Source organism: Cognatilysobacter segetis (assembly GCF_004359965.1).
GTDB lineage: Bacteria > Pseudomonadota > Gammaproteobacteria > Xanthomonadales > Xanthomonadaceae > Cognatilysobacter > Cognatilysobacter segetis.
This window is the reverse complement of record NZ_SMRQ01000059.1, coordinates 1-20139: the sequence shown is the minus strand read 5'-3', so window position 1 is coordinate 20139 and position 20139 is coordinate 1. Positions and strand designations below refer to the sequence as shown.

Sequence of the window (20139 nt, the reverse complement as noted above, 5' to 3'; positions counted from 1 at the left end):
CGGCGCCGGGGCGGGCTCGCGCGCCGGCGGCTCGACGTCGGCGACGGACGCGACGGCGGCGGCGATCGCGGCGGGCGGCGCGACCGGCGGAGGCGCGATCGCGGTGCCGAGGAGTTCGTCGAGATAGGCGTCGATGGTGGCCATGTCAGGCGGCTTCGCACTCGATGGAGATCGGATCGAGGAGCCACTGCAGCGCCTCGCGGTAGGCGTCGGCGCCGCGGCTCGCGGGCATCGCGCCGGTCGCCACCGCCGCGGCGTCGCGCAGGCGGGTGTCGACGGGAATGGGATCGGGGCTGACGTGCGCGCCATAGGCGTCGCGCAGCTGTTCCAGGCTCTGCTGGCCCGAGCGCGTGCGCTTGTCGTGCAGCGTCGGGATGATCGCGCGCGGCAGCGGCCGGCGACGCGAGCGCTCGACCATGTCGGCGGTGCGCAGCATGTCGCGCAGGCCGTGCAGCGCGAGCGGATCGGTCTGCGTCGGCGACACCAGCCGGTCGGCGGCCGCCAGCGCATTGACCATCAGCAGGCCGAGCGTGGGCGGGCAGTCCAGCAGCGTGTAGTCGTACTGGTCGCGCGCGGCGTGCAGCGCGCGACCCAGCGCGAGGCCGAGCCCCGGCTGGCTGGCGCCGCGGCGCTCGAGCGTGGCGAGCGCCGGCTGCGCGGGGCACAGCCGCAGGCGCTCGACCGGCGTTTCGCGCGCGAGGCGCGACAGCATCTGCGTGGCGTCGGTGAACAGCTCGTACGCGCCGCGCGACGGCGGATCGGTCGGGATGCCGAACGCATGCGACAGCGACGCATGCGGGTCGAGGTCGACCAGCAGCACGCGGAACCCCGCATCGACGAGACCGCGCGCGAGGCATAGCGTCGTCGTCGTCTTGCCCACGCCGCCCTTCTGGTTGGCGATCGCCCAGGTCTGCATCAGCCGGCCCCCCGCTGCATGTCGGCGCCCGTGCGCGACGCGATGGCGGCCTCGCGCGTCACCGCGTCGGTGCCTTCGCCCGGCGGCAGGATGACCAGCATCACGCGGCGGTTCGCGTTGCGGCCTTCGGACGTGTCGTTGCCGGCGACCGGCTGGTACTGGCCGTAGCCGGTCATCGACAACCGCGACGGCGCGATGCCGGCGTCGACCATCACGTGCAGCACGCTCGCCGCGCGCGCCGCGGACAGCTCCCAGTTCGACGGGAACTGCGCGCTGGCGATCGGCTGGTCGTCGGTATAGCCCTCCACGCGCACCGCGTTCGGCGCCGAGGCGAGCACGCCCGCGACCTTGCGCACGGTGTCGAGCGCGAGCGCGCTCGGGGAGGCCGAACCGCTGGGGAACAGCAGGTCGCTCTGGATCTCGACCTCCAGGTAATCGCTGCCCTGGCGCAGGCGCACCAGCTTCTGCTGCACGAGGCCCGAGAGCGCGTCGCCGATGCGATCGCCGAGGCCCTGGAGCTGCTGGCGCGCGGCGCGGACGCGGGCCGCCTGCGCGGCGGGCGTGTCCGCGGGCGCGGGGCGCAGGCGCGGCACGCGCACCGGCGCGGCGTGCGTCGGCGCGGGCGCGCCGGCGGTCGCCAGCGAGGGCCGGTCGAAATCGGCACCGCGCTGCTGCGTTTCGCCCAGCTGCAGCGGCGACATCGACTTCGGCGGCCCGCCGAATGCGGTGGAGAGCGAGTCCGCGACCGCGCGGTACTTGCCGGCGTTCACCGACGAGATCGCGTACATCACCACGAAGAACGCGAGCAGCAGCGTGATCAGATCGCCGTAGGGGATCGCCCACGCCTCGTGGTTCATGTGCTCGTCGTGGATGTGCCGGCGCGCCATCAGTGCAGGTACCCCGACAGCCGCGCTTCGATGTTGCGCGGGTTCTCGCCCTGCGCGATCGCGATCAGGCCTTCGATGAGCATCTCGCGGTCGAGCGCCTGCGCGGCGATCACGCCTTTGAGCTTGGACGCCATCGGCAGCAGCATGAGGTTCGCCGAGCCGATGCCATAGATCGTCGCGGTGAACGCGGCGGCGATGCCGTGGCCGAGGTGGCTCGGATCGGCGAGGTTCTTCATCACCGCCATCAGGCCGAGCACCGCGCCGATGATGCCGAGCGTGGGCGCGTAGATGCCCATGCCCTCGAACACCTTGGCGGCGGCGATGTCGCGATGCTGCTGGCTCTCGAGCTCGATCTCCAGCGTCTGGCGGATCTGCTCCGGCTCGCTGCCGTCGACCACCATCTGCAGGCCCTTGCGCAGGAACTCGTCCGGCACCGCGTCGAGCTCCGCCTCGAGGCCGAGCAGGCCCTGGCGGCGCGCGGTATTGCTCCAGTCGACAATGCGGCGGATCAGCGCATGGCCGTCGCGCGCGGGTGGCGCGAACACCCAGCGCACGATCTTCATGGCGCGACGGAACGTCGCCATCGGCGTCTGCACGAGGATCGCCGCCAGCGTGCCGAGGATCACGATCACGAACGCCGCGGGCGACCACAGCCCGGACAGGCCCGCGCCCTTGAGCACGCTGCCGCCGAGCAGCGCGACCAGTGCGAGTACGACGCCGATGAGGGAGAGCCTGTCCATCGCTCCCGTTAACGGGCCGCGCGGGGGAATTCTTGAGCCGCTCCCGGCGTCCTGACCGTCGACCCCGGCGAGCACGTTCATGCCGCCGCGGCCGCTTTCACGTGGCTTTCCCGCGGCTGAAACCGGCCGGCGCCACCTGATCTGGATCAAGTGGCGATTTTCGCGCGGTCCTAACCTTTTTCCATCGGCGCCGACCTCCCTCATCCGGCGCCCGGAGACAGCACCATGAACACCCTGATCACCCCGTACGTCGAAACCCCGCTGGACGTCGAGCTCGACACGCACCACGCGCTCGGCGACCTGTCGGACCGCATCGCCTACGGCATCACCCGCTCGCTGCGCTTCCTGGCCGACACCTTCTTCGCCAAGCGCTACGGCAACCGCGCCATCGTGCTCGAGACCGTGGCGGCCGTGCCCGGACTGGTGGGCGCGGCGCTGATCCACCTGCGCTGCCTGCGCTGGATGAAGCACGACCACGGCTGGATCCGCGCGCTCATGGAAGAGGCCGAGAACGAGCGCATGCACCTGATGACGTTCATCGAGATCGCCAGGCCGAACCGGCTCGAGCGCGCGCTGGTGCTCGTCGCGCAGGCCGGCTTCTTCCTGTTCTTCCTGGCGCTGTACCTGCTGTCGGCCCGCACCGCGCACCGGCTGGTGGGCTACTTCGAGGAGCAGGCGGTGATCAGCTACACGCAGTACTTGGCCGAGATCGACGCCGGCCGCGTGGAGAACGTGCCGGCACCGGCGATCGCCAAGGCCTACTGGAAGCTGCCGGCCGATGCACGCCTGCGCGACGTGGTGCTGGCCGTGCGCGCCGACGAGGCCGGCCATCGCGACGTGAACCACGGCTTCGCCGACGAGCTGCGGCCGGCGGCGCGGCAGGTTACCGCGGCCTGATCGTCATGCCGGTGCTGCACCGCGGGCCGCCGCATCCGCGTCGGCCCTGTTGCGCGTACGGCCCCGCCCAACGCATGAAGCCGCCCGGAGGCGGCTTCGTCGTGTTCTCGTGCCGGTGGAACGACGTCAGCCGTTGACCACCGCCCGCCGCGTGCGCACGCCGCTCTCGTGCAGCGCGTCGACATCGAGGATCAGCGCCATGCGGCCGTCGCCGATCAGGCTGGCGCCGGCGTAGCCGGACAGGCCGCGCAGCGTGCGCGGCAGCGCCTTGATGACGACCTCCTCGCGGCCGCGCACGTGGTCGACGATCAGCACGAAGCGCTGCTCGCCGGCCTGCAGCACGACGCCCGTGGACGGGCCGTCCTGGCGGGGGTCGAGGCCGAGCCAGTGGCGCAGGTCCAGCACCGGGGTCGGTTGTTCGCGCAGGTCCAGCACGCTCTGGCCGTCGATCCACATCGCGTTGCCGCCCGTGTGCGACAGCACCTCGACCACGCGCACCAGCGGCAGCGCGTAGACGTCGCCGTCGATCTCGACCAGCAGCGTCGGCAGGATCGCCAGCGTCAGCGGCACCTTGATCGCCATGCGCGTGCCGCGGCCGACCTCGGACTGGATCTGCACCGTGCCCGAGAGCTCGCGGATCTTGCTCTGCACCACGTCCATGCCGACGCCGCGGCCGGACAGATCGCTGACTTCCTGCTTGGTCGAGAAACCGGGCAGGAAGATGAGCTGCAGGCACTCGTCGGCGGACAGGCGCGCGGCCGATTCGGCGTCGATCAGGCCCTTGCGGATCGCGCTGTCGCGGATCTTGTCGGGGTCGATGCCGGCGCCGTCGTCGCGCACCTCGATCATCACGTGGTCGCCTTCCTGCTGCGCGGAAAGACGCACGTTGCCCTGTTCGTTCTTGCCGGCGAGGCGACGCGCCTCCGGCGATTCGATGCCGTGGTCGATCGAGTTGCGCACCAGGTGCACCAGCGGATCGGACAGGGCCTCGACGAGGTTGCGGTCGAGCTCGGTCTCGGCGCCGACGACGTCGAGTTCGACCGATTTCCGCACCTGCCGGGCGACGTCGCGCGCGAGCTTGGGGAAGCGCGAGAACACGCGGCCGACCGGCTGCATGCGCGCCATCATCACCGCCGACTGCAGGCGCGAGGTCGCGGCGTCGAGCGCGGTGACCGCGCGATCGAGGTCCTCGTCGCGCAGGCGCGGACGGATCGTCTTGAGGCGGTTGCGCGCCAGCACGAGTTCGCCGACGAGGTTGACCATCGCGTCGAGGCGGCGCACGTCCACGCGCACGGTGGTTTCGCCGGCGTCGTTGGCCGCGGGGCTGCGACGCCCGCCCGCGGCGGGCTCGGGGCGCGCGATCGGCGCAGGAGACGGCGCGGGGGCGATGGCGGCCGGCGGCGGTGCTTCGGACACCGGCGCGGCGCCGGGGAGTGCCCCCTTGCCGTGGAACGCATCGAGCAGCGAATCGAAGTCGAGCTCGTCGAGGTTGTCGGGCAGGTCGTTCGCGCTCACCGCGGCCGCCGCGGCGGGTGCCGGGCCGCGGCCGTCGACGTGCATGCTGTCGATCAGGCCCTGCGGCACCGTTGGCAACGGCTGGCCGGCGGCGACGCATTCGAGCATGTCGGCCAGCAGGTCGATCGCCTGCTGCGCGCCGTCGAACGCGAACCCGTCCAGCGGCAGTGCGCCATTGCGCGCGACGTCGAGGCGATCCTCCACCGCGTGGCAGAGCGTCACCATCGGGGGGACGTCGAGGAAGCCGGCGCCGCCCTTGATGGTGTGGAAGCCACGGAAGACGGTGTTCAACGCATCGCGGTCCTCGGGCGCGCGCTCGAGCACCACCATCTGCTCGCCGAGCTGCTCGACGATCTCGCGGGCTTCGACGAGGAAGTCCGCGCAGATCTCGCTGATGCCGTCGGTTCCGCTCATCGCCCGGTCCGTCGCTTACAGGCCGAGCGCGGACAACAGCTCGTCGGCGTTGTCCTGCGTGGCGGGCGTCGGGTCGACGCCGTTCACCGCCGGGCCGTGCCCGCGGTTGTTGTGCAGCTGCAGCGGCTCGGGCTGGCCGGCGATGTCGCCGAGGCCTTCGTGCACGGCGCGCACCAGCTCGACCACGCGCAGGATGATCTGCCCGGTGAGGTCCTGGTAGCCCTGCGCGATCGACATCTCGGAAAAGCGCGAGCGCAGGCCCGCGATCGCGTCGCGCTGCTCCGCGTCCTGCGGCGCCGGCAGCTTCGCCACCAGGCGGCCGCATTCGTCGATCAGGTCGAGCGTGCGCATGCTCGAGGATTCGGTGAGCTGCACGACGTGCTCCAGCCGCGCGCAGGCGTCCGGGAGCGACGCGGTGCCGGCGCCGCGGCCGTCGCCGAGCGCGGCGGAGAGTTCGCGAGCGAGCCGCACGAAGCCCTGTACCAGCGGCTGCGTGCGCCATTCGATGAGCTCGTCGACGTTCGCGCGCCAGGCGGCGGTGTCGTCGTGCTCGAGCGCCCAGAGCGCCGCCTGCAGCTTGGCGATGACCGCGCTGCGTTCGGGTTCGGCGATGCCGGGCGCCGCGCTCATGCGGCGGCCTCGATGCGCTCGAAGATCTTGGCCAGCTTGTCCTGCAGCGTGCCTGCGGTGAACGGCTTGATGACATAGCCGTTCACGCCGGCCTGCGCGGCTTCGATGATCTGCTCGCGCTTGGCTTCCGCGGTGACCATGAGCACCGGGATCTTCGCCAGCGCGGCGTCGGCGCGGATGTTCTTGAGCAGGTCGATGCCCGGCATGCCGGGCATGTTCCAGTCGGTGATCACGAGGTCGAACTTGGCCTTGCGCAGCTCGACGAGCGCGCTGTTGCCGTCCTCGGCCTCGGTGGTGTCGAAGAAGCCCAGGTCGTTCAGCAGGTTCTTGACGATACGGCGCATCGTCGAGAAGTCGTCGACGATCAGGATCTTGATGTTCTTGTCCATGGGAGGGCCTTCGGGTTCCTGTCGGGTCTATCGGCCGCGCGGCGGCGTTCTTTAACCGCCGCGCCTCGCGGGCCCGCGCACCGCAAGGCGCGAGTGCGTGCGCCTACTGGCTTCGCGGTCCGGTCGCGACGACCGGACGTGCCGCCATCAGGTGCCGGCGTGCTCGGCCGCGGTGTCGCGCCAGTCGCCCAGCCGCCCGCGCAGGCGCAGCATCGACTGGCCGTGGATCTGGCACACGCGCGACTCGCTGATGCCCAGCACGGCGCCGATCTCGCGCAGGTTCATCTCCTGCTCGTAGTACAGCGACAGCACCAGCTGCTCGCGCTCGGGCAGGCCGCCGATCGCCTCGCCGAGCGCCTGCCGGAACACGGTGTGTTCAAGCTCGCGCGCCGGCGTGACGTTGCAGCTCGCGGCGAGCCGCGGCTCGCCGTCGAAGTCGTCCATCTGCTCGTCCAGCGAGAGCAGCTGGCCGCGCGAGGCGTCCTCGAGCATGTGGTGGTAGTCATCGACCGAGACGCCCAGCACCGCGGCGATCTCGGAGGCGTTGGCGGCGCGGCCGTTGGCCTGCTCGACCTGCCGCGTCGCCGCGACCACGTCGCGGTAGCGGCGATGCACGCTGCGCGGCACCCAGTCGCCACGACGGATCTCGTCGATCATCGCGCCGCGGATGCGGATCGAGGCATACGTCTCGAACGCCGCGCCCTGGTCGGCCTGGAAGTTCTTCGCCGCCTCGATCAGGCCGAGCATGCCGGCCTGGATCAGGTCGTCGACCTCCACGCTCGCCGGCAGTCGCGCCGCGAGGTGGTGCGCGATGCGGCGCACCAGTTCGCCGTGGCGGGTGACGATCGCGGTCGCGTCGAAATCGGCGCTGGCGCTGCGGGTCTGCTTGTACGCGTTGGCCTTCACGGCCGTGGCCGTCATGTTCATGCGGTCGCGCTCCGGGCCGTGGGGATCAGCCGTTCCATGAAGAATTCGACGTGGCCGCGCGGGCCGTTCGGCGTCTGCCACTTCTCGGCGCGCTTGGCGATCTCGCGGAAGGCCATCGACGCGGGTGCCGCGGGGAAGGCGTCGACCACCGCTTCCTGGCGCTGGATCGCGCGGCGCAGCCATTCGTCGCGCGGGATCGCGCCGAGGTAGTTGAGCGTGACGTCGAGGAACTTCGACGTGACGCGCTCGAGCTTGTCGTAGAGCTGGCGGCCTTCGGACGGATGCCCGACCTGGTTGGCCAGCACCTGCACGCGGGTGACGCCGCGCTCGCGCGAGAGCACCTTGATCAGCGCATACGCGTCGGTGACCGAGGCCGGCTCGTCGCAGACCACCACGATCACGTCCTGCGCGGCCTGGCAGAAGGTCAGCACGCTGTCGGAAATGCCGGCCGCGTTGTCGATCACCATCACGTCGATCGGCACGTCGAGCTGGCTGAAGGCATGCACGAGGCCGACGTGCTGCGCCGGCGTGAGTTCGGTCATGTGGCGCTTGCCGCTGGCCGCCGGCACCACCAGCAGGCCGTTCGGGCCTTCCAGCAGCGTGTCGGCGAGCTCGCAGCGGCCGGCGAACACGTCGGCGAGCGTGAAGCGCGGGCTCAGGCCCAGCATTACGTCGACGTTGGCGAGGCCGAGGTCGGTATCGAGCAGCAGCGTGCGCTGGCCGGCGTTCTGCAGGCTCGTCGCGAGGTTGACGCTCACCGAGGTCTTGCCGACGCCGCCCTTGCCGCTGGCGACGGCGATCACGCGCACGGGGCCGGGATCGTTCGCGGACGTCGCGGGCACGCGCACGGTGTTGGCGATGGGATCAGGCGACGACATGGCGTTCCTCGGTGGCGAGCGGGTTGTCGGCGGCGCGACGGAGTTTTTCGATCGAGAGCACGAGGCGCGACGCATCGGCGGCTTCGAGGTCGGCCGGTACCTGCTGGCCGGCGGTGGTGTAGGCGAGCGGCAGGCCGTGCTTGATCGCGACCGAGATCGCGCTGCCCAGGCGGCCGGTCTCGTCGAGCTTGGTCAGCACCACGGCTTCCGGCTGCGCCATGCGGTAGCGGCGCACGGCCTCGGCCATGTCCTGCGGCTGCAGGTTGGCCGGCAGCACGAGCAGCGAGCGCAGGTTGCGCGTCGCGCGCAGCCAGGTGACCTGGCCGAGTAGCGCCTTGTCGCGCGCGGCATAGCCGGCGGTATCGACCAGCACGAGCGGGTAGTCGACCAGCTGGTCGAGCGCGTCGGCCAGGCCTTCGGGGCCTTCGGCCTCGCAGACGGTGACGCCGAGCTTGCGGCCGAGCGCATGCAGCTGCTCGCGTGCGCCGGGGCGCTCGACATCGGTGGTGACGAGCGCGACGTCGCGGGCGCGGTGGCGCTGCGCGAAGCGCGCGGCGAGCTTGGCGAGCGTCGTGGTCTTACCGGCGCCGGTCGGGCCGATCAGCGCGAACACGCCGCCGTCCTCGATCGGCTCCGCGCGGGCGATGGTGAGCATGCGCGCGAGCTCGGCGAGCAGCGGCGCCTTCACCTTCGCCGGCTCCAGGCGCGGGTCGATGCGCTGCGCGATCTGCTGCGCGAGCGCGTCGTCGCAGCCGTAGGCCTGCAGCGTCTCGAAGGCGAACGCGCGCGCCGGCGAACCGCGCAGGCGCTCGACGGCGAACTGCCCCATCTGGCGCTCGATCATCTGGCGCATCGAGGTGAGCTCGTTGCGCATCGCGACGATGGTCGGGTCTTCGGACTGGTTGACCACGAGCTGCAGCGTCGGCGGCGCGGCGACGGTGACCACCGCGGGCACCGCGATGGCGGGCGCCTGCACCGCGGCCATCTCCGCGAGCGGGTCGAACGCATCGACGTAGCTCGGGGCCTGCAGCGGGGCGGCCACCGGGGCGGGCGCGCCGAGTTCGGCGAACGTCGGTTCGATGACGGCGATCGGCGCGGCGACGGGCGCCGGGATCCCGGCCGCCTGCACCGGCGTCGGCTCGACGTCGACGATGTCGGCTTCGATCGCCTGCGCGGCCTGCGGCGCTTCGACGATGTCGTCGTGCGAGGCGGCGGCCTCGACCTGCGCCTGCGCGCGGGTCTGCACGTACTCGGCTTCGGCCTGCGCCATGCCGGCTGCGCGCGCGCTGATGGTCGGTGCCGGCTCGTCGTCGGTCAGGCGCGAGAGCAGGGCACGGAAGTCGTCGCCCGGGCGCGTGTCCGCGGCCTCGGCGGCCGGCGGCTCCACGGCCTCCGGCTTGCGGAGCATCGCCGACAGCGCCGGGGTGGCGTTGCCGCGCGTCGCCGCGCGGGCACGCTCGGCCAGCGCGCTGCGCGTGGCGGCCGCCTGCGGCGAGTTGCCGGCGAGCGCGGCGATCATCGCGTCGGCGCGGGAAATCGATTTCGGCTCGGCGGCGGTCGCAGCCACCGTCTCGGGCTGGCGCACCGGCAGCGGCGCGGCGACGAAGGCGGGCATCGCGTCGAGCGCGGTGGCCGGGCGCTCCGGCTCCTCGGCGGCGGTGCGCAGCGCCTGCTGCACCAGCGCCTCGTCGTAGTCGGTGGCGGCGACGATCTCGATGCCACCGTGCACCGGCTTGTTGGACAGGATCACGGCGTCCGGGCCGTGCTCTTCGCGGACCATCTTCAGCGCGGTGCGCATGTCCGGGGCGACGAAACGCTTGATTCTCATGCGACGGCCTCGAGGCGGGCTTCGGTGTGCAGGGTCGGACGGCTCATGCCGGGGACTTGTGCAACGGGCGTGCCAGAGGCGGGGCGACGGGAAAGCGTCGGGGGCGGGCCGAGGCCGACCGGCATCCCTGGACGCCCCGCCCGGCGGCCGGACACGGTGCGAGGCCGGGCAGGCCGGCGAGGCGTGGCGGAAGGGGAGTCGGTCGGCGGCCCGCGGCCCGGCGGTGCGTTCTCGGCCCGCGCGGTCCTGCGCTCCGCCGAGCAGTCCACAGTGGGGCCGACGAGGCTCGAACCGTCGCGCGCGAGGAAAAAAGCCTGACCCGCGACGCGAAAAGGCTCATCGGTGAGGCTCATGCGCCTCACGCATGAGGCTCGAAGCCTCACGGACGGGGCTCGAAGCCTCAGGCGCGACGAAAAAAGCCCCGTGCGCCAGGAAGAAAGCGTCACGCGTCAGGCAAAAAGCCTCGTGCGTGAGGCAAAAAGCGTGATCGATGAGGCCCGGATGCCTCATGGATGAGGCTCGAAGCCTCATCGACGAGGCTCCGAGGCTCACCGGAGGGGTGCGATGGCGGTCGTCCTGGACGAGCCGCTCGCCGGGCGGCGAACTTCGGCACGCCGAGCGAGCGGCGCGGGCGTTTGGCGAAGCCACGCGGCGTGGCGCGTCAGCGGGCATGGCTCATCCGGCCCGCCGCAGCGCGGCGGGCGTTCGGCGACGCCACGCGACGGTGCCGCGTAAGCGGGCACCGCCTCATCCGGCCCGCCGCAGCGCGGCGGGCGTTCGCGATGCCCACGCGGCGGTGCCGCGTAAGCGGGCACCGCTCACCCAATCGACCCCACGAGTCGCAGGCGCTTGTCTTCCGGCACCTCGCCGTAGGCCAGCACCGCGAGCTGCGGGACGCTGTGGCGGACGAGGCGCGCGATGGACGTGCGGATCGTCGACGGCACGAGCAGCACGGCGGGTTCGCCCTTGCTCTCCTGGCGCGTGACGCATTCGCTCAGGTTCTGGTGCAGGCGCTCGGCCAGGCCCGGCTCCAGCGCGGCGCCGGCGCCGGCCACCGAATCCTGCAGCACGCGCTCGAGCTGCGGGGCGAGCGTGAACACCGGCAGTTCCGCATTCAGGCCGTTGAGCTCCTGCACGATGAACCGGCCGAGCGCGGTGCGCACGGCGGCCACCAGCTGCGCCGGGTCCTGCGTCATCGCGCCATGCTCGAGCAGCGCCTCGACGATCTGGCGCATCTGCCGCAGCGGCACCTTCTCCGAGAGCAGCGACTGCAGCACGCGCACGATCGTCGACAGCGGCAGCAGCTTGGGCGTCAATTCCTCGACGAGCTTGGGCGACTGCTTGCCGACGTTCGCCAGCAGCTGCTGCACCTCGTCGTGACCGAGCAGTTCCGCCGCCTTCTCGCGCACGAGGTGCGAGAGGTGCGTGGCCACCACGGTCGCCGGGTCGACCACGGTGTAGCCCAGCGATTCGGCATGCGGCCGCTGCGTCGGGTTGATCCAGACGGCATCGAGGCCGAAGGCCGGGTCGCGCGTCGGGATGCCGTCGAGCTGGCCGAACACGCGGCCGGGATCGAGCGCCATCTCGCGGTCGGGCTGCAGCTCGCCGGTCGCCACCGGCACGCCGTGCACGGTGATGCGATAGGCATTGGGCGCGAGCTCGAGGTTGTCGCGCACATGTACCGCGGGGATGAGGAAGCCGAGGTCCTGCGTGAGCTTGCGGCGCACGCCCTTGAGCCGCGCCAGCAGCTCGCCGCCCTGCGCCTTGTCGACCAGAGGGATCAGGCGATAACCGACCTCGAGCGCGAGCGGCTCGACCGGGCGCAGCTCGTCCCAGGTGAGTTCGGCGTTCGGCGACGGCGTCGGCGCGGTGATCGACGTATCGACCTCCGGCATCGCCGCCGCTTCCTGTGCCTTCCGGTTGAGGCGCCACGCCGCATAGCCCATGCCCGCGGCCGCGAGCAGGAAGGGCAGGTTCGGCATGCCGGGCACCAGGCCGACCAGGCCGAGGATCACGGCCGACACGGTGAGCGCGCGGTGGTGGCCGAAGACCTGCTTCTGCACGGTCTCGCCCATCTCCTGCTCGGTGGTCGCGCGCGTCACCAGCATCGCGGTGGCGGTGGACACCAGCAGCGCCGGCAGCTGCGCGACCAGGCCGTCGCCGATCGCCAGCAACGAATAGGTCTGCGCGGCCTGGCCGAAGCCGAGGTCGTGCTGCAGCACGCCGATCAGCACGCCGCCGACGAGATTGATGAAGAGGATCAGCAGGCCGGCGATCGCGTCGCCGCGCACGAACTTGCCGGCACCGTCCATCGAGCCGTAGAAATCGGCCTCGTTGCGGACGTCCTCGCGGCGCGCCTTGGCTTCCTCGCGCGAGAGCAGGCCGGCGTTGAGGTCGGCGTCGATCGCCATCTGCTTGCCGGGCATCGCGTCGAGGATGAAGCGCGCCGACACTTCCGAGATGCGGCCCGCGCCCTTGGTCACCACCACGAAGTTGATGATGGTGAGGATCGCGAACACCACGAGGCCGACGGCATAGCTGCCGCCGATCACGAACTGGCCGAACGATTCGATGACGTGACCGGCGGCCGCACCGCCCTGGTGGCCGTGCAGCAGCACCACGCGCGTGGATGCGACGTTCAGCGCGAGGCGCAGCAGCGTCACCATCAGCAGCACGCTGGGGAAGATCGAGAATTCCAGCGGGCGCTTGACGTAGACCACCGCCAGCAGCACCACCAGCGACAGCGCGATGTTGATGGTGAAGAACGCATCGAGCACCAGCGGCGACAGCGGCACCGTCACCATCGCCAGCATGCCCAGCACCACCAGCGGCGCACCGGCGCCGCCCTTCATCGATTGCAGTACGCCCGCGGCGCGACTCATGCCTCATCTCCGACCGGATCGGGCGCGCCGTCGGCGCCGACGTCCACGTGCACCAGCTGCGGCATCGGGCCGCGCGACGGGTGCCACTTCTTCAGCTGGAACAGGTAGGTGAGCACCTGCGCCACCGCGGCGTAGAGCTTCACCGGGATCTCCTCGTCGACCTTGCACTGGCGGTAGAGCGCGCGCGCCAGCGGCGGCGCCTCGACCAGCGTCACCTTGTTCTGCCCCGCGAGTTCGCGGATGCGCAGCGCCATCTCGTCCACGCCCTTGGCCACGACCTTCGGCGCGCGCATGGCGCCGGCCTCGTACTTGAGCGCCACGGCGTAGTGGGTCGGGTTGGTGATGACGACGTCGGCCGTCGGCACCGCGTCCATCATCCGGCGGTTGGCCATCTCGCGCGCGGCATGGCGCATGCGCGCCTTGACCTCGGGATTGCCATCCGATTCCTTGGCCTCGTCGCGCAGCTCCTGCTTGGTCATCTTGAGCCTGGCGCGCCACGCGAAGCGCTGGTAGGGCACGTCGATGGCGGCGAGCAGGCCCATCGCCAGCACCAGCGCGAGGAACACGCCCAACACCGTGTCGACGCCGTTGGCGACGGCCATCTCGAGCGACTGCGAGGGCATGTCCATCAGCCGGCCCATCGAGCCCTTGATGACGGCCGCCGCGATGCCGCCGATCAGCAGCAGGCGCAGCAGCGAGCGGCCGAGCTCGGCGAAGGACTCCTTGCCGTACATGCGGTTGAGCCCTGCCATCGGGCTCAGGCGGGTGAGGTCGGCCTTGAACGCGGTGCCGGAGAAGCGCAGCCCGCTCATCAGCGCGGGTGCGATGAAGCAGCCCGCGACGGCGGCCAGCAGCAGCGGCAGGACCGGCAGCACCAGTGCGCCGGCGGTCTTGGCCGCGTAGGCGGGAAAGCGGTCGGCATGGCCGACCATGCCCGGCTCGAAGCGCAGCGCATCGCGCATCCAGTCGCGCGAGACCGCGCCGATGTGCGGGCCGGTCGCCTTCAGCGCCAGCGTCGCGCAGCCCAGCACCGCCACGTTCGCGAGCTCCTTCGAGCGCGGCACGTCGCCGCGCTCGCGGGCGTCCCGCAATCGCTTCTCGGACGGGGCTTCGGTGCGATCTTCGTTATCGGTCTCGGACATCGCAGCGGGTCAGGCGGTGAGGGCGCGGGCGGCCTGGAACGCCGCCTCGAACAGCCGTTGCACCGGACCCTGCAATTCCCTTGCCAGCGCCATCAGCAGCACCAGCCCGACCAGCAGCGCGATCGGGAAGCCCAGCGACATCGGGCTCAGCTGCTGGGCGGCCTTGGACAGCACGCCCACGGCCACGTTCACCGCCAGCAGCGCCATCATCACCGGCAGTGCCAGCAGCACGCCGGTGCGCAGGGCGACGCCGAAGAACTGCGGCACCGATGCGACGAAGGCGCTCCAGTCGTGGATCGGCGCGCCGACCGGCATCGAGTGGTAGCTGTCGAACAGCAGCTGGACGAGCGCCAGGTGGCCGTCGCTGGCGAAGAACACCAGCCCGAAGCTCAGGAAGAACCACTGCGCGACCACCGGCGAGGCCTCCCCGCTGGTCGGGTTGGCGAGCGTCGCATTGGCCAGGCCCATGCCTTGGCTGACCAGCTGGCCCGCCAGCTCGCCGGCCTCGAAGGCGATCCGCAGCATCAGCCCGATCGCGATGCCCATCGCGAATTCGCGGGCCACCGCCAGGAACGTGGCGGCGTTCACCCCGGCCGGCGGCGGCGCGGGCAGCAGCTGCGAGAGCGCCGCGGCGATGGCGATGGTGAGCACCAGCCGCGAGCGCGCCGGGATGCCGCGGCCGCCCACCATCGGCAGCGCCTGGATCGCCGCGCCGATGCGCAGCGCATACCAGAGGATGCTGGCGAGCATCCCGAACAGGTTCAGGCCCTGGGCGGTGGTGAGGGTGACGGGATCCATCGGGCCCTGCGGATGCAAGGGCCATACCGCTACGGGCGCGGCTCAGCGGTGCGTCTGCATGCGCACGAGGATCGGCCACGTGCGCGACGCCGGCCCCGGCGGGCCGTGCAGGCGCATCGCGCCGAATCGCTGCGCGAAGCAGCGGGCGATGGGCGAGGCGGGCCTCACGTCGACGGCGTGCAATCGCCCCTGCGCATCGACGTCGGCGACCAGCACGAAGCCGCCGCCGCGCGCGGGATCGCTGCCGGCCGGAACGCAGGGCGCGACGGCCGCATGGATCGCGGGTACCAGCGCGGTGTCGTAGGCGAACCCGCCGGGGCGCGCGATCGCGGCCTCGGCCGCGACGACGCGCGCATCGAACGACGTCGCCGCCGACGAAGCCGACGCGAGCATGAGCAGCGAAGCGGACAGGACCTTACGCATGGGGCGGAGTCTTGCGCAGGCGCGCTTAAGCGCGCCGCAACGCGGTCAGCCGATGAGTTGCGGGATCCGCGCGAACAGGTCGGCGGTGAACGACACCAGCCGGCCCAGCAGGAAGTGGCCCATCACGGCGATCGTGGCGATCAGCGCCATCGCCTTCACCACGAAGCCGATCGTCTGCTCGTTGATCTGCGTGGCGGCCTGCACCACGCCCACCACCACGCCCACGCCGAGCACCGCGAGCAGCGGCGGCGCGCCGAGCACGAGCGCCATCTCCAGCCCGCGGGTGATTTCCGACATCGCGACTTCGGGCGTCATGGCTATCCCACCGGGTTGAAGCTGCCGGCGAGCGAGCCGACCACGAGCACCCAGCCGTCGACCAGCACGAACAGCAGGATCTTGAAGGGCGCCGAGATGATCATCGGCGACATCATCATCATGCCCATCGACATCAGCACGCTGGCGACGACGAGGTCGACGATCACGAACGGGATGTAGATCAGGAACGCGATCTCGAACGCGGTCTTGAGCTCGCTGGTCAGGAACGACGCGGCGAGCACGCTGAAGGGCACGTCGTTGGGCGTCGCGTAGGGGCCGGTGTGCGAGAGGCCGGCGAACGTCATCAGGTCGGTATCGCGCACCTGCGCCAGCATGAAGCCGCGGAAGGGCTGCGCGGCGGCCGCCCAGGCGGATTTGAAGTCCATCGTGCCGTCGAGGTACGGCGAGATGCCGGCCGACCATGCCGCGTCGAACGTCGGCGTCATGATCATGAAGGTGAGGAACAGCGCGAGCGCGAGCAGCACCTGGTTGCTCGGCGTCTGCCCGGTGCCCAGTGCCTGCCGCAGCAGGCCCAGCACGATGATGATGCGGGTGAACGCGGTGATGCCCATCAGCGCCGCCGGCAGCAGCGTGATGCCGGTCATCAGCAGCAGCACCTGCAGCGGCATGCTCACCGGCTGCCCGCCGACCTGGCCGACGTTCACCGACGGCAGCGGCCGTGCGGGCGGCGCGGCGACGCTCGCGGCCGCGGGCTGCGCGGCGGCGGCGGGCGCGGCCTGCGCATGCGCCGCGTGGCCGAGCAGCCCGACGGCGAGGGCGAGCAGCAGCGCGAGCGCGCACAGCGTGCGCAGCGGACGATCCAGCGACAGCGTCATGACTTCCTGCCGAAATGCTGCGCGAGGACCTGGGCGAAGGCCGAAGGCGTCGTCGACTCGGCGACGGGCAGCGGGTGCTCGAGCGTGTGCAAGGTGCGTACCCCGCCCGGGCCGACGCCGACCAGCAACTGCTGGCCGCCGACGTCGAGGACCACCGCGCGATCGCGCGGCGAGAGCGCCACGCTCGCCACCACCTTCAACTGCGACGAGCCCGCGCCGCGCTGCATGCCGGGCATGCGCTTGGCGAGCCAGCCCAGGCCGAGGATCAGGCCGATGACCAGCAGCAGCGAGAACACCGCGCCTCCGATGCTGCCGGCGTCGGCGCCCGGCGCATGCGCGGCGGGCGTGGCAACGTGCGCCGTCGTGGCGGGGCGCACCGGGAATGCGACGCCGCGCGGATTCGCAACCGGCGCCGTCGTCGTCGCGGCCGGCGCGACCTGCGCAGCGGACTCGGCGGCCGCGGGAGGCGCCGTGGCGACGACAGCCGCGGCCGGCGTCGGCGCCGGCGCCGGCGCACCGCCCGCCGATGCGGGCGTCGCTACCGCTACCACGTCGTCCACCGCCGGTCCCATGCCGCTCACCGCAGGCGCTTGATGCGCTCGGACGGGCTCACCACGTCGGTGAGCCGCACGCCGAAGCGGTCGTTGACCACGACGACTTCGCCCTGCGCGATCAGCGTGCCGTTCACGTACACGTCGAGCGGCTCGCCGGCGGCGCGCTCGAGTTCGACCACCGAGCCCTGGTTGAGCTGGAGCAGGTTGCGGATCGGGATGCGCGCGCGGCCGACCTCCAGCGAGAGCGTCACGTTGACGTCGAGGATCACGTCGAGGTTGAGGTCGGCGCCGGCGACGCCTTCCGCGGTGAGCGTGTCGAAGGCCGCGGGCGCGGCCGTGTCGGATGCATTCATGGCATTAGCCCAGGGAATCGAGGGGAATCAGCGAGCGCGGCTGGTTGACGTGCGTGATCTTGATCGCGTTCTTGCCGTTGTGCGTGCCGAACTCGCCGGCGAACAGCGGCGTGCCTTCGACCTCGAGCGACAGCTGCTTCGGCAGGTCGATCGGCAGCACGTCGCCGACCTTCAGCTGGCTCAGCGCGCGCAGCGAGATCGACCGCTGCGCGAGGCAGCTGCTGATCTCCACTTCGGCGTCCTGCAGCTGCGCGCGCATGGCACGCGTCCAGTTCTCGTCCTTCTCGATGCGGTCGCTCTGCACGCCCGCATCGAGCAGCTCGCGGATCGGCTCGAGCATCGAGTAGGGCAGCGCGACGTGCAGCTCGCCGCCGCCGCCTTCGAGCTCGACGTGGAAGCGGCTGACGACGATGTACTCGCGCGGCGAGATGATGTTCGCGAAGTGCGGATTGACCTCGGAATTCACGTATTCGAATTCCACCGGCATCACCGGCGCCCAGGCTTCGGTCAGGTCGGCGAAGGTCTGCTTGAGCAGCAGCTGGATCACGCGCATCTCGGTGGGCGTGAACTCGCGGCCCTCGATGCGCGTGTGGTACTTGCCCATGCCGCCGAAGAAGTTGTCGACGGTGGTGAACACCAGCCGCGGCTCGAACACGATGATCGCCGTGCCGCGCAGCGGCTTCATCTTCACGAGGTTGAGGTTGTTCGGCACCTGCAGCGAGTGCATGTACTCGCCGAAGCGGATCAGGTCGATGCCGCGCACCGAGAGGTCCGCCGAGCGGCGCAGCAGGTTGAACAGGCCGATGCGCCACGTGCGCGCGAAGCGCTCGTTGATCATCTCCAGCGTCGGCAGCCGGCCGCGGACGATCTTGTCCTGGCTGGCGAAGTCGTAGTTGCGCGCCTCGCCGGGCGCGGCCGGCGGCTCGACCTCGATCGCCCCCGCGTCCACGCCGTGGAGCAGGGCATCGATTTCGTCCTGTGACAGCAGGTCGGCGCTCATCGGCGGGTTCCGTTACTGGGTGACCAGGCTGGTGAAGATCACGGCTTCGACCTTGTCCGGCGCGCCTTCGCGCTTGAGGACCGACCTCACTTCCGCCAGCGCCTTGTCCTGCAGCCGCTCCTTGCCGCTGCGCTGGATCAGCGCGTCGCTGGTCTGCTGGCCGAAGAGCAGCAACAGGCGGTTGCGGATCGCGGGCGCCTGTTCCTCGAGCGCCTTCAGCGTCTCGGGATCGCGCGTGGCGAGCTGCACGTCGGCCTGCAGGTAGCGCACGGCGTCGGCATCGGCGAGGTTGACGACGAAGGCGGGCTCCATCGCGAAGTACTGCGTCGGCAGCTTCTTCTCGGCTTCGTGCGGGGCCGGGGCCGCGTGGCTCGTGTACCACCAGGCACCACCGCCGCCGACGGCGAGCAGCAGGACGGCGCCGAGGATCACGAAGAGCTTCTTGCGGCTCTTTCCGACCGGGGCGTCGGCATCGGGCGTAGCGGCGGGGGCGACAGCGGAGGCTTTGGCGGACACGGAACGCGGCTCGTCAGGGGCTCGCGATCACCGTGCAAGGGGTGTGCCGCAGGCGGCGGGACCGGCCGCCGGAGAATTGGCGCGGGCCTGAACAGGGCGCGCGTCAGAGGTCCGGCGCGCGCCGGATTCCGGGGCCGCCCGTCGCGGCATTGCCGCGACCTGCGGCGTCAGGCGTACTCGTCGAGCAGCCCGCGCGAGCGCGGGATGGCCACGCGCATGCCCTGCGGTTCGCCCGGGGAGGCATCGGCGCGTGCATCGCCACCGAAGCCGGGCGACGGCGCACTGCGGCCGTCGCTGCCCTGGCGCGAGCCGCTGCCCACCTGCGCCTGCCCGAGTTCCATGCCCTGGCGGCCGAGGAGGTCGCGCAGGCGGTCCATGCCGGCTTCGAGCGCCTGGCGAACGTCGGCGCTCGCCGCGTGGAACTGCGCATTGACGCGATGGCCGTCCAGCTGCAGCCGCACGTCGATCGGACCGAGGGAATCCGGGCTCACGCGGATCTGCGCATGGTCGATGCGCTGCTCCGCCATCCCGGTCACGCGGGCGCCGAGCCCGTCGTCGAAGTCGGCGTCGAGCATCAACGGCACGGACGCGGGAACGGCGGCCGTCGCGATGCGCGCGGGCACCTGCAGGGATTCGCCGCCACGGGCGAGCAGCGGTGCGACGCCGGTATTCAGGGGTGGCGTGCCGTCCTCGCCAGCGGCGGGCGTCGGCGAGCGGGGGCGCTCGGTCAGGGCGGCGAGCGCGGCGAACACGTCGCGTTCGATCGCGGGTGCGGCCTGGGACGCCGCGGTCGGCGCGGGCAGGGACGCCGCGATCCGTGCGTCCGCATGCGCGGCGGACATGACGGCGGGGCCGGCCGGCAGGGCCGCGGGCGGTGCATCGGACGCCGACGGAACGGTCGTGGCGGACGCGAGCGCCGCCGTGGCATCGGCCACGCCCGGCGTCGCGGGCGGCGTCGAAGCGATCGCGGCCATCACCGGGGCGGTGGATCGGGTCGGCGGTGCGTCGATCGCGATGACGGCCGAGGCGTCGAGCGTCGCCGCCGCAGTGCCGACCGCGCCGGGCTGGGCCGCCACCGCCGGCACCGGCGGGGCGGCGTCGACCATCGTCGGGCGTGCCTCGGTCGACAACAGCGCGAGCATGCGGTCGGGCAGCGTCGCATCGTCATCGGCTCGTGGCCGATGGCGTTCGCCCTCCGCCGCGGGGGGCGTGAGCGGCGGGCGCGCGGCCACGGCCTCGCTGGGCGCGTCGCTGGCGCGGGTGTCATCGGCGCTGCCGCCGCGCGGACCGCCGGCGGCG

General features: G+C 71.7%; 21 protein-coding genes. 1 reads left to right on the top strand and 20 read right to left on the bottom strand.

Annotated features, from left to right (window positions below; all coding sequences use genetic code 11):
* Positions 1-145: 145 nt before the first annotated feature.
* The 3 genes from E4F61_RS11865 to E4F61_RS11855 are packed head-to-tail and all read right to left on the bottom strand — an operon-like array spanning position 146 to position 2543.
* Entirely contained in the window at positions 146-916 is a 771-nt protein-coding gene (locus tag E4F61_RS11865) for a ParA family protein (protein ID WP_133479873.1), read from the bottom strand.
* Positions 916-1803, bottom strand: a complete 888-nt coding sequence (motD, locus tag E4F61_RS11860) for a flagellar motor protein MotD (RefSeq protein WP_133479872.1) — start codon at positions 1801-1803, stop codon at positions 916-918. The genes E4F61_RS11865 and motD overlap by 1 nt, the downstream gene beginning before the upstream one ends.
* Positions 1803-2543, bottom strand: coding sequence for a flagellar motor protein (locus E4F61_RS11855; protein WP_133479871.1), 741 nt, complete (start codon positions 2541-2543; stop codon positions 1803-1805). The genes motD and E4F61_RS11855 overlap by 1 nt, the downstream gene beginning before the upstream one ends.
* Positions 2544-2768: 225 nt before the next feature.
* Between E4F61_RS11855 and E4F61_RS11850 the strand changes: the two genes are divergently transcribed.
* Positions 2769-3440, top strand: a complete 672-nt coding sequence (locus E4F61_RS11850; protein WP_133479870.1) for an alternative oxidase — start codon at positions 2769-2771, stop codon at positions 3438-3440.
* Positions 3441-3566: 126 nt separating this feature from the next.
* Here E4F61_RS11850 and E4F61_RS11845 read toward each other — a convergent pair whose 3' ends face one another.
* The 17 genes from E4F61_RS11845 to E4F61_RS11765 all read right to left on the bottom strand — a co-directional run.
* Positions 3567-5369, bottom strand: coding sequence for a chemotaxis protein CheA (locus E4F61_RS11845; RefSeq protein ID WP_133479869.1), 1803 nt, complete (start codon positions 5367-5369; stop codon positions 3567-3569).
* A 15-nt stretch (positions 5370-5384) separates the two neighbouring features.
* Positions 5385-5999, bottom strand: coding sequence for a protein phosphatase CheZ (locus E4F61_RS11840; protein WP_133479868.1), 615 nt, complete (start codon positions 5997-5999; stop codon positions 5385-5387).
* A complete protein-coding gene (gene cheY, locus E4F61_RS11835; RefSeq protein ID WP_133479867.1) occupies positions 5996-6388 on the bottom strand; it encodes a chemotaxis response regulator CheY in 393 nt (130 codons plus the stop codon). The genes E4F61_RS11840 and cheY overlap by 4 nt, the downstream gene beginning before the upstream one ends.
* A 147-nt stretch (positions 6389-6535) precedes the next feature.
* Entirely contained in the window at positions 6536-7315 is a 780-nt protein-coding gene (locus E4F61_RS11830) for an RNA polymerase sigma factor FliA (protein WP_425480153.1), read from the bottom strand.
* Positions 7312-8193 carry a MinD/ParA family protein gene (locus E4F61_RS11825; protein WP_133479866.1) on the bottom strand — a complete coding sequence of 294 codons (882 nt, stop codon included), beginning with the start codon at positions 8191-8193 and terminating at the stop codon, positions 7312-7314. The genes E4F61_RS11830 and E4F61_RS11825 overlap by 4 nt, the downstream gene beginning before the upstream one ends.
* Positions 8180-10021: a flagellar biosynthesis GTPase FlhF gene (gene flhF / locus E4F61_RS11820; protein ID WP_133479865.1), complete on the bottom strand. Its 1842-nt coding sequence runs from the start codon at positions 10019-10021 to the stop codon at positions 8180-8182. Before flhF ends, E4F61_RS11825 begins: the two co-directional genes overlap by 14 nt.
* Before the next feature lie 818 nt (positions 10022-10839).
* On the bottom strand, positions 10840-12903 hold the full coding sequence (gene flhA, locus E4F61_RS11815) for a flagellar biosynthesis protein FlhA (protein WP_133479864.1): 2064 nt from the start codon (positions 12901-12903) through the stop codon (positions 10840-10842).
* Complete coding sequence (flhB, locus tag E4F61_RS11810) at positions 12900-14045, bottom strand: flagellar biosynthesis protein FlhB (RefSeq protein WP_133479863.1); 1146 nt, start codon at positions 14043-14045, stop codon at positions 12900-12902. The genes flhA and flhB overlap by 4 nt, the downstream gene beginning before the upstream one ends.
* A gap of 9 nt (positions 14046-14054) precedes the next feature.
* Positions 14055-14843, bottom strand: coding sequence for a flagellar biosynthetic protein FliR (gene fliR, locus E4F61_RS11805; protein ID WP_133479862.1), 789 nt, complete (start codon positions 14841-14843; stop codon positions 14055-14057).
* A 42-nt stretch (positions 14844-14885) separates the two neighbouring features.
* Positions 14886-15266 carry a hypothetical protein gene (locus E4F61_RS11800; RefSeq protein ID WP_133479861.1) on the bottom strand — a complete coding sequence of 127 codons (381 nt, stop codon included), beginning with the start codon at positions 15264-15266 and terminating at the stop codon, positions 14886-14888.
* A 45-nt stretch (positions 15267-15311) separates the two neighbouring features.
* Positions 15312-15581: a flagellar biosynthetic protein FliQ gene (locus E4F61_RS11795; protein WP_133479860.1), complete on the bottom strand. Its 270-nt coding sequence runs from the start codon at positions 15579-15581 to the stop codon at positions 15312-15314.
* A gap of 2 nt (positions 15582-15583) precedes the next feature.
* Positions 15584-16417, bottom strand: a complete 834-nt coding sequence (gene fliP / locus E4F61_RS11790) for a flagellar type III secretion system pore protein FliP (protein WP_133479859.1) — start codon at positions 16415-16417, stop codon at positions 15584-15586.
* Positions 16414-16794, bottom strand: a complete 381-nt coding sequence (fliO, locus tag E4F61_RS11785) for a flagellar biosynthetic protein FliO (RefSeq protein WP_133479858.1) — start codon at positions 16792-16794, stop codon at positions 16414-16416. The genes fliP and fliO overlap by 4 nt, the downstream gene beginning before the upstream one ends.
* A gap of 200 nt (positions 16795-16994) precedes the next feature.
* On the bottom strand, positions 16995-17324 hold the full coding sequence (gene fliN, locus E4F61_RS11780; protein WP_133479857.1) for a flagellar motor switch protein FliN: 330 nt from the start codon (positions 17322-17324) through the stop codon (positions 16995-16997).
* A gap of 4 nt (positions 17325-17328) precedes the next feature.
* Positions 17329-18324, bottom strand: a complete 996-nt coding sequence (gene fliM, locus E4F61_RS11775; protein WP_133479856.1) for a flagellar motor switch protein FliM — start codon at positions 18322-18324, stop codon at positions 17329-17331.
* A 12-nt stretch (positions 18325-18336) separates the two neighbouring features.
* Positions 18337-18840 carry a flagellar basal body-associated FliL family protein gene (locus E4F61_RS11770; protein ID WP_133479855.1) on the bottom strand — a complete coding sequence of 168 codons (504 nt, stop codon included), beginning with the start codon at positions 18838-18840 and terminating at the stop codon, positions 18337-18339.
* Positions 18841-19007: 167 nt separating this feature from the next.
* A partial coding sequence (locus tag E4F61_RS11765) for a flagellar hook-length control protein FliK (RefSeq protein WP_238382908.1) occupies positions 19008-20139 on the bottom strand: 1132 nt, incomplete at its 5' end.